Origin of the sequence: Acinetobacter shaoyimingii (assembly GCF_011578045.1) — a bacterium.
GTDB lineage: Bacteria > Pseudomonadota > Gammaproteobacteria > Pseudomonadales > Moraxellaceae > Acinetobacter > Acinetobacter shaoyimingii.
The window spans coordinates 1673281-1685514 of the sequence record NZ_CP049801.1 but is presented as its reverse complement, the minus strand read 5'-3'; the positions used below and the strand labels follow the sequence as shown (position 1 = coordinate 1685514).

At 39.0% G+C, this 12234-nt stretch carries 11 protein-coding genes and 1 tRNA gene; 7 read left to right on the top strand and 5 right to left on the bottom strand.

The window, feature by feature from the left end; all coding sequences use genetic code 11:
• Positions 1 to 8: 8 nt before the first annotated feature.
• The 6 genes from G8E00_RS07545 to G8E00_RS07520 all read left to right on the top strand — a co-directional run bounded on the left by G8E00_RS07545 (position 9) and on the right by G8E00_RS07520 (position 6744).
• On the top strand, positions 9 to 809 hold the full coding sequence (locus G8E00_RS07545) for an enoyl-CoA hydratase/isomerase family protein (RefSeq protein WP_166223276.1): 801 nt from the start codon (positions 9 to 11) through the stop codon (positions 807 to 809).
• A 12-nt stretch (positions 810 to 821) separates the two neighbouring features.
• Positions 822 to 2813 (top strand): acetyl-CoA carboxylase biotin carboxylase subunit, encoded by a 1992-nt coding sequence (locus G8E00_RS07540; protein WP_166223273.1) that lies wholly within the window; start codon positions 822 to 824, stop codon positions 2811 to 2813.
• A gap of 2 nt (positions 2814 to 2815) precedes the next feature.
• Positions 2816 to 3730 (top strand): hydroxymethylglutaryl-CoA lyase, encoded by a 915-nt coding sequence (locus G8E00_RS07535; RefSeq protein ID WP_166226479.1) that lies wholly within the window; start codon positions 2816 to 2818, stop codon positions 3728 to 3730.
• An 80-nt stretch (positions 3731 to 3810) separates the two neighbouring features.
• The gene (locus G8E00_RS07530) at positions 3811 to 4515 is read left to right on the top strand and encodes a CoA transferase subunit A (protein WP_166012346.1); all 705 of its coding nucleotides are present in this window, start codon (positions 3811 to 3813) and stop codon (positions 4513 to 4515) included.
• A gap of 3 nt (positions 4516 to 4518) precedes the next feature.
• Positions 4519 to 5148, top strand: coding sequence for a CoA transferase subunit B (locus G8E00_RS07525; RefSeq protein ID WP_166012345.1), 630 nt, complete (start codon positions 4519 to 4521; stop codon positions 5146 to 5148).
• Positions 5149 to 5325: 177 nt separating this feature from the next.
• Positions 5326 to 6744, top strand: a complete 1419-nt coding sequence (locus G8E00_RS07520) for a short-chain fatty acid transporter (protein ID WP_166223270.1) — start codon at positions 5326 to 5328, stop codon at positions 6742 to 6744.
• Positions 6745 to 6828: 84 nt separating this feature from the next.
• Here the strand turns inward: G8E00_RS07520 and G8E00_RS07515 are convergent, their stop codons facing one another.
• Together G8E00_RS07515 and G8E00_RS07510 are read right to left on the bottom strand one after the other, a co-directional pair.
• Entirely contained in the window at positions 6829 to 7056 is a 228-nt protein-coding gene (locus G8E00_RS07515; RefSeq protein ID WP_406741409.1) for a hypothetical protein, read from the bottom strand.
• 356 nt (positions 7057 to 7412) lie between these two features.
• Positions 7413 to 7489, bottom strand: a tRNA-Met gene (locus G8E00_RS07510).
• Positions 7490 to 7816: 327 nt separating this feature from the next.
• On the opposite strand from G8E00_RS07510, the gene dsbD reads away from it, so the two are divergent.
• The gene (gene dsbD, locus G8E00_RS07505) at positions 7817 to 9733 is read left to right on the top strand and encodes a protein-disulfide reductase DsbD (RefSeq protein ID WP_166223267.1); all 1917 of its coding nucleotides are present in this window, start codon (positions 7817 to 7819) and stop codon (positions 9731 to 9733) included.
• A 68-nt stretch (positions 9734 to 9801) separates the two neighbouring features.
• Here dsbD and G8E00_RS07500 read toward each other — a convergent pair whose 3' ends face one another.
• The 3 genes from G8E00_RS07500 to G8E00_RS07490 form a co-directional block, all read right to left on the bottom strand.
• Positions 9802 to 10548, bottom strand: coding sequence for a zeta toxin (locus G8E00_RS07500; protein WP_166223264.1), 747 nt, complete (start codon positions 10546 to 10548; stop codon positions 9802 to 9804).
• A 61-nt stretch (positions 10549 to 10609) separates the two neighbouring features.
• A complete protein-coding gene (locus G8E00_RS07495; RefSeq protein ID WP_227591408.1) occupies positions 10610 to 10876 on the bottom strand; it encodes a hypothetical protein in 267 nt (88 codons plus the stop codon).
• A 201-nt stretch (positions 10877 to 11077) separates the two neighbouring features.
• Positions 11078 to 12229 (bottom strand): phospholipase A, encoded by a 1152-nt coding sequence (locus G8E00_RS07490; RefSeq protein WP_166223261.1) that lies wholly within the window; start codon positions 12227 to 12229, stop codon positions 11078 to 11080.
• Positions 12230 to 12234: the final 5 nt, after the last annotated feature.

The following is a 12234-nucleotide window of genomic DNA, read 5'->3' as shown; positions in this document are numbered from 1 at the left end:
TGATCGCGATGAACTATGATTTTTTACAACTCGAACAAAAAAACCAAGTTGCAACGGTGTGGCTCAACCGTGCAGAACTGCACAATGCCTTCAATACCAAAGTAATCGAAGAACTGGATGCCTGCTTTACAGCACTCAATAGTCGAGATGATATACGTGTGGTGATTTTAGCAGGACGTGGTAAAAGCTTTTCAGCAGGTGCAGACTTAAACTGGATGAAACAAGCCGGACAAGCATCTATTGAGGATAACGAAGCGGATGCCTTAAAACTGGCAAAAATGCTACAAAGCCTTGCGACATTAAAACAACCAACTATTGCCCGTGTACATGGCATTGCCTTCGGTGGCGGCATGGGCTTGGCTTCAGCATGTGATATTTGTGTCGCAAGTACAGATGCCAAGTTTGCGACATCAGAAGTACGCCTAGGTTTAGCACCTTCAACCATCAGTCCTTATGTGATTCGTGCGATTGGCGCTCGTCAGGCTTCACGTTATTTTTTAACTGCAGAAAGAATAAATGTTGAACAAGCCAAAGCCATTGGATTAGTGCATGAAATTAGTACGCCTGAAAGTTTAGATGCAAAAGTGGATGAAATTGTACAAAACATTTTATTGGGTGGGCCTGAAGCACAAGCTTCGTCAAAAGCTTTAATTCGAATGGTGGATCATCAAGAAGTTACTGAAGACTTACTACACAAAACAGCCCAACACATTGCACATGTACGTCAAGGCGCTGAGGCCAAAAATGGTTTAACCGCCTTTTTAAATAAACAAAGCCCTGCATGGATAAAAGCGACGGCTGAACAATAAAAGGATGACATCATGTTTAATAAAATTTTAATTGCAAACCGTGGTGAAATTGCCTGCCGTGTGATTCGTAGTGCAAAAAAATTAGGGATTGCCACTGTCGCTGTTTACTCCGATGCAGATGCCACATCACAACATGTCAAATTGGCAGATGAAGCGGTTTATATTGGTGAATCACCGGCTGCGCAAAGTTATTTACAAGCAGATCGTATTATTCAAGCAGCGCTAAAAACAGGTGCGCAAGCCATCCACCCAGGTTATGGTTTCTTGTCTGAAAATGATCAATTTGCCGAAGCCTGTGAAAAAAATAACATTACCTTTATTGGTCCTCCTGTGGCGGCCATTTTAGCCATGGGTCTGAAAGCCACCTCGAAAGCTTTGATGGAAAAAGCAGGTGTACCATTAACACCGGGTTACCATGGCACAAACCAAGATGCAGATTTTTTAAAACAACAAGCAGATAGCATTGGCTACCCTGTTCTGATTAAAGCTTCTGCCGGTGGTGGTGGTAAAGGCATGCGTTTGGTCGAGCGTAGCGAAGACTTCTTAACTGCACTTTCCTCTTGTAAATCTGAGGCTAAATCGAGCTTTGGCAATGATGATGTATTAATTGAACGCTATGTGGTTAATCCACGCCATATTGAAGTACAGGTCTTTGGTGATAAACACGGCAATTATGTGCATTTATTTGAACGTGATTGCTCTGTACAACGTCGTCATCAAAAGGTTCTGGAAGAAGCACCTGCACCTAAAATGCAAGAAGCAAAACTTGAGGCCATGCGTGAAGCTGCCATTAATGCTGCCAAGGCCGTAGACTATGTTGGTGCAGGAACGGTCGAATTCATTGTTGAACAAGACGGTACGGCGTACTTCATGGAAATGAATACCCGTTTGCAAGTCGAACACCCAGTCACTGAAATGATTACAGGACAAGACTTGGTTGAATGGCAACTGCGTGTCGCATATGGCGAGCCATTGCCGAAACAGCAACATGAACTTCATATTCACGGTCATGCTTTAGAAGCTCGTGTGTATGCCGAAGAACCTGAAAAAGGTTTTTTACCTGCCATTGGTAAAATTCACTATTTGCATTATCCAGAACAGAACGAACATGTTCGGGTCGACAGTGGCATTGTACAAGGTGATGAAATTTCAACCTTTTATGACCCAATGATCGCAAAATTGATCGTCTGGGGTGAAAACCGTGAGGAAGCCTTGGTGCAAATGCATCATGCTTTAAGCCAATTCCATGTTGAAGGTTTGGGCAACAACATCGCCTTTTTGGATCGGTTAGTGGGAACAGATTCTTTTAAAAACGCCAAATTAGATACAAACCTGATTCAGCGTGAAGACGACTATTTGTTTAAGCAAGATCATTCAGTCAGTTCTGAGATTATTGCGGTTGCTGGCGTGGCTGAATTTTTAAATCGTGTTCAAACAAACCTTGCGGCAAGCAATCCTGTTTGGAATAGTTCACCACTTTGGCGTAGCAATATACAAACACAATATCCGATTCGTTTTAAACTGAACGATGAAGAGATCAAGCTCAGTATTGCAGTTCAAGATTCCTATTATCAAGTGGCGACTCATGGTGAAGTTATTCAATTAAAAGCTGAACTTTTGAATCAAAGTAATTTAACCATTGAACATCAAGGTCAAAAACAGCTGTATTCCTTCAGTCGTTCTCAGCAAGGATTGACACTATTTAAACAGGGTAAGACCTATCTGTTCCAAGCGATTCAAAACAACTATGCCGGTGAAGATGCACAAGGTTCAGAAGCCAATTTGAAAGCACCGATGCCTGGCGCTGTGACACAAGTTCTGGTCTCAGCGAATCAACGTGTGAAAAAAGATGACGTATTACTTACACTTGAAGCGATGAAAATGGAATATGCCATTCGTGCACCATTTGATGGCATTGTTGTCGCTGCGTATTTCCAGAAAGGTGATCAAGTCAAAGCAGGTGATGAACTGGTCGAGTTCCAAGCGCTTGAGGAGGTCGCATGACAATGAATTTACAGGGTTCAAATTTCGTTAAAATTGTCGAAGTCGGTCCGCGTGATGGGCTTCAAAACGAAAAGACGCCACTGACATTGGAGGATCGAAAAAATCTAATTTTAGATTTAATGCAGACTGGGCTTAAAAATATTGAAGTTGGTTCCTGTGTCTCTGCCAAGTGGGTGCCACAGATGTCAGACAGCGATCGACTGTATGCAGAGTTGCCTAAAGACCCAAATATTCAATTCAGCTTGCTGACGCCGAACATCAAAGGTTTTGAATCGGCATTGGCAGTGGGTTGTACTGAAGTAGCGGTATTTACTGCTGCTTCAGAAAGTTTTACTCAAAAAAATATCAACTGCTCAATCGATGAAAGCTTTGATAAATTTGCCGATATCATGGCATCTGCCAAAGCAAATAACATTAAAGTTCGTGGTTATGTGTCGTGTATTGTCGATTGCCCTTATGAAGGAGCCATTGATCCACATAAAGTGGCTGAAGTCACCCAGCGCTTACTCGATATGGGCTGCTATGAAGTGTCTTTAGGTGAAACCATTGGTACGGCAACGCCAGATCGTGTTGCCAAAGTTTGGGATGCTTGTTTATCAAGTATGGATGCACACTATTTAGCAGGTCATTTTCACAATACCTATGGTATGGCAATTGCTAATATTTATCAGTCCTTGCAACAAGGGATTCGTATTTTCGATTCCTCGATTGCAGGACTCGGTGGTTGCCCCTATGCCAAAGGCGCTTCTGGCAATGTATCCACTGAAGATCTGTATTATTTGCTGTCAAAAATGGGCTTTACAACAGGCATTGATCTCGATGCTTTAATGAAGGCCTCACAGAACATTAGTCAAGTTTTACAGCGTAATAATCCATCAAATTATGCCAATGCCTATTGGCAAACACGCTGTGCGTAATCTTCACCCTCTTTGATAAAGAGGAAAACTCAAAAAGGATATTCCGTCTAACGGTAAAACCATAATAATAGAGGTCATGTATGACAAATAAAGTATATGACAGTGCTGATGCCGCACTGCAAGATATTATTCAAGATGGACAAACCTTAGCCGTAGGTGGTTTTGGTTTATGTGGTATTCCTGAAGCTTTGATTTTGGCTTTAAAACATACTGGTGCAAAACAACTGACCTGTATTTCCAATAATGCAGGTGTCGATGGTTTTGGCTTAGGATTGTTACTCGAAACCAAGCAAATTAAGAAAATGATTTCATCTTATGTGGGTGAAAATAAAGAATTTGAGCGTCAGTATTTAAATGGTGAACTTGAAGTCGAACTCACACCACAAGGAACATTGGCTGAAAAACTCCGTGCAGGTGGAGCTGGTATTCCAGCTTTCTTTACCCAAACGGGTGTAGGCACGCTCATTGCCGAAGGAAAAGAAGTACGTACCTATGATGGTAAAGAATATATTTTGGAAGAATCTTTAACAGCAGATGTAGCACTCGTGAAAGCTTGGAAAGCAGATACAGCAGGTAATCTCATCTTCCGTAAAACCGCACAAAATTTTAACCCAGTCTGTGCGATGGCAGGCAAAATTGCTGTTGCCGAAGTAGAAGAAATTGTTGAAATTGGTGAACTGGATCCAGACTCGATTCATTTGCCAGGTATTTACATCAACCGTATTGTGCTCAATGCGCATCCTGAAAAACGCATCGAACAAATGACTTTGAAGGCGGAGGCTTAAATCATGGCTTGGACAAGAAATGAAATGGCTCAAAGAGCGGCCTTAGAGTTAGAAGATGGATTTTATGTCAATTTAGGGATTGGCTTGCCCACATTGGTGGCGAATTACATTCCAGAGCATATCAATGTGTGGCTTCAGTCTGAAAATGGGCTTTTAGGCATTGGTGAATTTCCTACAAAAGAAACTGTCGATGCCGATTTGATTAATGCTGGTAAACAAACGGTCACTGCACGTAAAGGAGCATCGTTTTTCTCCAGTGCAGACTCCTTTGCTATGATTCGTGGCGGACATGTCAATATTGCCATTTTAGGCGCAATGGAAGTCTCTCAAACGGGTGATCTTGCCAACTGGATGATTCCAGGCAAAAAAGTCAAAGGTATGGGCGGTGCAATGGACTTGGTGGCTGGCGTACAACGCGTAGTCGTACTCATGGAACACTGCGCCAAAGATGGCACACCGAAAATTGTGGATCAATGCTCCCTGCCACTGACAGGTAAAGCCGTTGTCCATCGTGTCATTACCGACTTAGGTGTTTTAGACATTACTCCAGATGGGGTAAAACTGGTCGAACTGGCAAAAGATGTCACTTTCGATGAAATTCAAAAAGTCACAGGTGTACAACTGCTTCAATAAGTTAATAAATTTCCAAGAAATGAGGTCGTGATTATTGAACGGCCTCATTTCGTTTCTACATATTGATTTCACACATAAGGACTCATTGGCTTGATCTGTCCAATGTGATCAGGCTTTTATTTTCTAAAAACAGTCAGGATTACTGTTCAATATTTAATAAGAATGGAGTTTAACAATATGGATCATTCTCAAAATATATTACAAAGATTTGCCTTAAGAGTGAGTGATTGGTCTGAAAAATGGTTTCCAGACTCGTATATCTTTGCACTTTTAGGTGTGATTATTGTTGCAATTGCAGCTTTATCCATTGGTGCACCCGTTCAAGATGTCGCCATTTCTTTCGGAAACGGTTTTTGGAGTTTGATTCCATTCACCATGCAAATGTGCATGTTGATTATCGTTGGTTATGTGGTGTCTGTCTCAAAACCAGTCGAAATCTTAATTCGAAAAATGGCAAAAATCCCCAATTCTGGACGTGGTGCAATCGTTTTGGTGGCAACTGTCAGTTTGTTTATCTCTTTAATCAACTGGGCAATGAGTACCGTATTAACGGCGTTACTGGTGATTGCTTTAGCCAAACGTAAAGAGCTGAATATGGACTATCGTGCTGCGGCAGCGGCGGCAATTATTGGTATGGGTGCAACATGGGCACTGGGTATAAGTTCTTCAGCAGCACAACTGCAAGCCAATAAAGCCAGTTTGCCTGAACCGCTTTATAACCTATCAGGAGTCATACCATTTACCGAAACCATTTTTCTTCCACAATCGATGATCATGACTGCTGTTTTAATTATCGTATCGATTGCGATTGCATTTTGGTCAGCCCCCAAAGGCAATAGCATTAAAACCATTGATCAATTTGATATTCAATGGGATGAAGATAAAGAACAAAAAGCTGAAAATACGCCAAAGCGTCCTGGAGATTGGCTAGAAAACTCGCCTATTTTAAGTATTTTAATTGTGGTTTTAGGCTTACTCTGGATGTTTAATGAATATACCAAAAGCAATCCGATTATTGCAATATCCAGCTTAAACACCTACAACTTTATCTTTTTAATGCTCGGTATAGCCTTACACGGCACACCCCGAAACTTTTTAAATGCTGTCGCAAAAGCTGTTCCTGCTGTCTCTGGTGTTTTAATTCAGTTTCCACTGTATGGCAGTATTGCATTTATCATGACCAATGCTGTAAATAGTGCAGATTTATCACTTTCCCATTATATTGCAGAATTTTTTGTCTCCATTGCCACAAAAGAAACCTTTGCTATAGTCATGGGAATATATTCGGCGATCTTAGGATTTTTTATTCCTTCTGGTGGTGGGAAATGGATTATTGAAGCACCCTATGTGATGCAAGCTGCCCATGATTTAAAAGTACACTTAGGTTGGTCAGTGCAAATTTATAATGCAGCAGAAGCTTTACCGAATTTAATTAACCCCTTCTTTATGTTACCCATGCTGGGTATTTTAAAATTAAAAGCGAAGGATGTCATCGGATTTACAGTCACGCAATTGATATTCCATTTACCTTTGGTGTTATTTTTACTGTGGATTTTAGGACGAACACTGACCTATGCTCCACCGGTATTCAGCTAAATAGCTCCCTCTAAATATACCAATACAGCACATAAAAAAACCGCTTACATAAGCGGTTTTTTGTTTGATTCTAGATTTTCGTGATTAGCAAACACGTGCTTCTAAACGGAACATTTCGTGAATGCCTGTATAGAAACTACGTCCGTCTAAGTTTAATTCAATTTCAATACCAGATTGTAGTAATACTCTTTTACCTACTTCAACCCATTTAAAGCCTTCACGCGTACTTTGCTTTTTTATTGAAGGAATCAAAGACACAACAATTTCACGACCATTTACAGATTTTGCAATTAATTTTTCAGATTTTTTCAATTTATACACCAATATCTTTACCAACTGAAATTCCAACATTAGAATTTCATTTTCAGTGCATTATTCATTGTGATATCAAGATCAATGTTTGTGAGATCATTGAATTTGTTTTATTTTCTCTATTTACAGCGATATATCATTTTTTCATTAGAATGGTTCTGGATCACTAAACCACGTTTATCGTTGACGATGTCATTAAAACAAATATGAATTGATCTTTATTTACATCAAGGAAAAAGAGCTTTTGTACTCTTTAGACCTCGGATATTTAAACACATGAACAATGCTTGACGATGCTCTACCAAATCACCTTAAACACGGACTATTTTCTCTTTTAGCCATATTTAACTCTGGATTGGTAGCGGGAGCTGGATTTGAACCAACGACCTTCGGGTTATGAGCCCGACGAGCTACCAGACTGCTCCATCCCGCACCGACAGGTACTGTTATACGCTTAATGTCTTAATTTAGCAAATTAAATTCGTAATGAATTGTCACTTCAGTTGCAAATTAAAAGTATAATAGCCGATAAAATAAACCAATAGGTCAAAAAAGAATACTAAACCTGCTTCCTTTTTATACCTAAAAAATATAAATGAATTAAAAAGTATTCACCTAGACGGAACGCTTGCTTCTATCATTTATTCGCTTTAACTTGATATGCAATGCTTATGCATTTGATTATGATATTATTTTTGATATGAACAACAATAAAATGCTTTTCATTTGGTTCTGACTCCTTGAGAATAATAAAATGTTGATGCGAAAATCCTATCAAATTCATCTTTTTTTAATTTTAGCTTTTAGGAAAATTCTTTTGCGATCTCTATTCAAATTATGCTTAATCACTACAATCGGTTTAAGCACATATAGTTTTGCCAATTCAGAATTCCTTCCAGCAGATCAAGCTTTTCAGTTGTCTTCCGAATCTGTGACTGAGCAACAAGTAAAGCTGAATTGGAATATCGCTCCAGATTATTATCTTTATCATGATCAATTTAAAATCAGTGCTGAACAAAAACCTGTTCATTTTCAACTTCCAAAAGGACAGCCAAAAGATGATCCTACATTCGGATTAACACAAGTTCATTATCATCAGGTCAATATTGTTATAGATGTTCGGCCCAATACGCAATATAAAATTACTTGGCAAGGCTGTGCCAAAGATGGATTGTGTTATCCGCCACAAAGTAAAATCATTGAAACGGATGCATCTGGCTTATTACCGCAGAATACTCCAACGCCTCAATCTGCGTGGAGTACATCTTCAAATAATCCGCTCAATACCCAACGCAATAATGCAATTGAACAAGATACGGTACAATCTTCATTAGATTCAATCACAAATGCCCAAAGAAATACTGATTCCGACTCAGAGATTGATGTTGATCAGGCAAGCAATGCACCTTTAATTGAATGGAACAATGACCAATCGTTCTTTAAGTTACTCTCTAAAGAGAGTATTGGATTAAATCTGCTAATTTTCTTTATTCTAGGTATTTTATTGGCTTTTTTGCCTTGCTCATTACCCCTCATCCCTATTTTATCCACCATTATTATTCAACGTAATTCTGGCTATAAAGCTGCTGCTATCGCATTAAGTTTTGTTATCAGCATGGCTTTGGTTTATAGCCTCATGGGCATTTTTGTGGCTGAAATTGGTTACAGCTTTCAGCGTTGGTTCCAAAACCCGATTTTTATTTCATTATTTGCACTGCTCTTTGTGATTTTTGCATTAAATTTATTTGGTTTATTTCAACTGTCTTTACCGCAGGCACTTACACAACGGTTAAACCAAGTTCAAAATCGGCAAAAAGCAGGCACAATTGTGGGTGCTGGTGTCATGGGTGCACTCTCGGCACTGATTATTGGTCCTTGTATGAGTGCCCCATTGGCAGGTGCATTGCTTTTTGTTTCACAAAGTCATAGTGCTGTTTTGGGCGGTTTATATTTATTGATACTCGGTTTGGGGATTGGCGTTCCACTGTTTATCGCGAGTGTATTTGGAACCAAGCTTTTACCAAAACCTGGACTATGGATGAATCATCTCAAAGTCTGTTTTGGCTTTTTGATGCTTATGATGGCTGTTTACTTCATTCGTCCAATGCTCAGTACAGAAGTCTATGCCTACATGCTCGGAGCTATCGGACTTGTACTTGCGCTTTATTTAATTAAAGTCATCAAAGACAATCAAAAGTTGTTTGCACGTATTTTGGTTTCGCTGATCGCAGTATGTGTATTGTGCTTAAGTGTGTGGCAATTCCAACTAGGCATGAAATCAAATCAAATTGAGCATTTGCAAAATGATTTGATTATTTGGAATAAAGTCACCACCAGTGAACAATTAAAACTTGCAATGAATGAAGCCCACGAAAAAAATAAGATTGTGGTGATTGATGTCTATGCTGATTGGTGTGTTGCATGCCAGCCGCTGGAACGTGAAGTCTTTACACGTACAGATGTGCAGGAACATTTACAGCATTATTATTTAATCAAACTAGACTTATCTCACTATAACGCTTCACAAGATCTGATTTTAAAAGATCATGAAATTCTAGGCCCCCCAACGCTCTTACTTTTCCAGCCAGATGGTCAGGAAATTCGCAACCTTCGACTCACTGGAACATTTAAAGCAAATGAACTGATTCAAGTGTTAGATAAATTAAAAACGCATTGAGTCATAAATTTAGCAAAGATTCTCTTAGATTAAAAATGCCCGTATTTACAATTAAATACGGGCGTTTTTTATTGAAATTCAGTTAAAACTTTGTCTACAAACCATCTTGGAAATTGTTCAATTTCAGGGTTTAACTTTAAGCGTTCACCCTCTTCTATTTCCGCAATAAACGATGCCATTTGCCCATTGGACGAATTATCAAAAATATAGGCACGATTGGCGTATTCTACGGCGGACATCAATAAATCTAAACTTCGTGTATAACGTTCACGAATTTTATGCTCAGCTACTGGATGTCCACCCATATCTACACGATATTGAACGCGAGCAATGTTGATGTCAGGATCTACTGTTGCGACATAATATAAATAAGTTCTAAAACCCTGTTCCTGCGCTTGTTTTAAAAACTCAACTTTACTGATGTGCGACATCACTGTTTCAAAGGTAAAACTTATATTCAGTGCTAAAAATTCAAAACGAATAAAATCAATAATTCGAGCTGCCAAATACGAGTCTATTTCACTCGGTTGAAACGCAATTGCACCATCAGGCTGAATGACAGGCAACTTAGCTAATAATGGCTTACTTTTTTGCCCAACTTTACGTATTTTCTGTTCGAGGAAATGAATCAGTTTTTGGGCGGACAGCTCAGAATGGTAATGGCTAGGATCAAGTCGATGCGTTTGTTTTAATACTTTTTCCAATTCATCTGCATTTAGAAATGCGCCTACCTGTCGTGGTGACAAATATTCAATGATCGTACTTTTCCCTGAACCATTTGGTCCTGCAAACATTCGAATACGTGGTTTTGGCACAAGCGCTATCTATATCAAAAAATAGAAAATTAATAAAAAAATTTAAAACTTAAACAATACTTTAAACCAAAGATGCTACGGACTTACGACGTTTAAGCACAGCACGCTTTAATTGAGGCGCTACATAAGCATCACTCAAATCTTTTATCACAACCGTATGACCATCTGGCATTTTCTTGATCAGTTGTGCATGTTCGACATAAACCATCTCTGCTTGTTGAGCATACGCTTCAGTGAAAGCCTTTTGAAATGCTTGCACAGCATAAGTTGGAATACATGATTCTTCTTGCAGTGTGGTTTTCATGACTGTAAATGTAGTCATATCCATTCTCTACACCTATGACACCTGTGGTGATGTGTTCTATGATCTTAACACAGATCATCATTTAACCAAATATTGTTTATACACATGATGCTACATTTTAAAAATGTTTGTTGCAAAATTTTGTATAACTCTGGAATACACATCAGATGCAAGTCAATAAAAAAGCCACTGTTCAAACAATGGCTTTTCGGAAAACATTTCGAATTAAAAAGCATTCATTAATGAAGCACCTAATCCGATATACGTCGCACGGTGATTATAGTCAATCAAACTTTCACCATAACCATCAAAGACTTGGAAATGTCCACGCAATTTACCTTTAATTGGGAATACCCAATCAAACTGAACTGCACCACGTGAATCATCACCACCTTTTAATGAATGACGAAGCATCAGTGAAAAATCATGGTCATTCCAACGATAGAATGTGGTGAGATCGCCTCGACCAATATAGTTTTTAATATCTGGATTATTATCGTCTTCTGCATCTTCTTCAATACGGTACCAAGGACGCACCATCATTGCAAAATTGCCACGCTCAAATCCTACATTCAACATGACACGATTCCAACTGCGTGATAGTGGATCAGAACGACCATTGGATTGATGATTCAGCGTTAAACCCAATAAACGTCCATTTAAACCCAAGATATTATAATTAGTGTGAAACACTAAACTGGCTTCAGGTTCGTAATTGGTTTCACGAAATGGTCGAGATTCATCACCGTTATAAACTTGCCAACGTGATGACTGGGTATAACCTAACCAAAGATCACCATTATTTCCAATTAAATTTTCAAGTGCTTTGGTTTTTAAAGAAATTTGAAATTTAGATTCTAAGGATTTTAAGTTTTGATCATCGGTAACTGTATTATTTGGATTTTGACTATGTGGAAATTCATTTTTTTTCGATGTCCAAAATGCTGGCATTAAATATACCGGTTGATGTGCTCGAATATTCCACGTTCCAAGTTTACTGTCCTCAGACAACTCCCAACGCTTATCGAGTAAAGATGAATTTGGATCAACTTGGGCATGAACACTAAATAAATTTTCGACTTTATTTTCAATTTTATTGGCCAAAGTTTTTGGTTCTTCTTTTGCTTCTATTTCTTTTGCTGCTCGTTGCTCTGAAACGTAAACAGGTGCAGAGCTATCTACATTTGGAGTTTTAAATAAAGCATCATAGCAGGCCAATCGATCTGCATTTGATTCTAAGGCTACGCAAGCTTGGGAGCTTGCTGGATTTATTTGTGTCGATGGATCTTCTGCGTGCGAAACAGACACCCCAACAAAATTGAGCATCAAAAAGATGCTCAAATTCAATGGTGTCCGTTCAAAATGTTTGAACGGCATTCAAT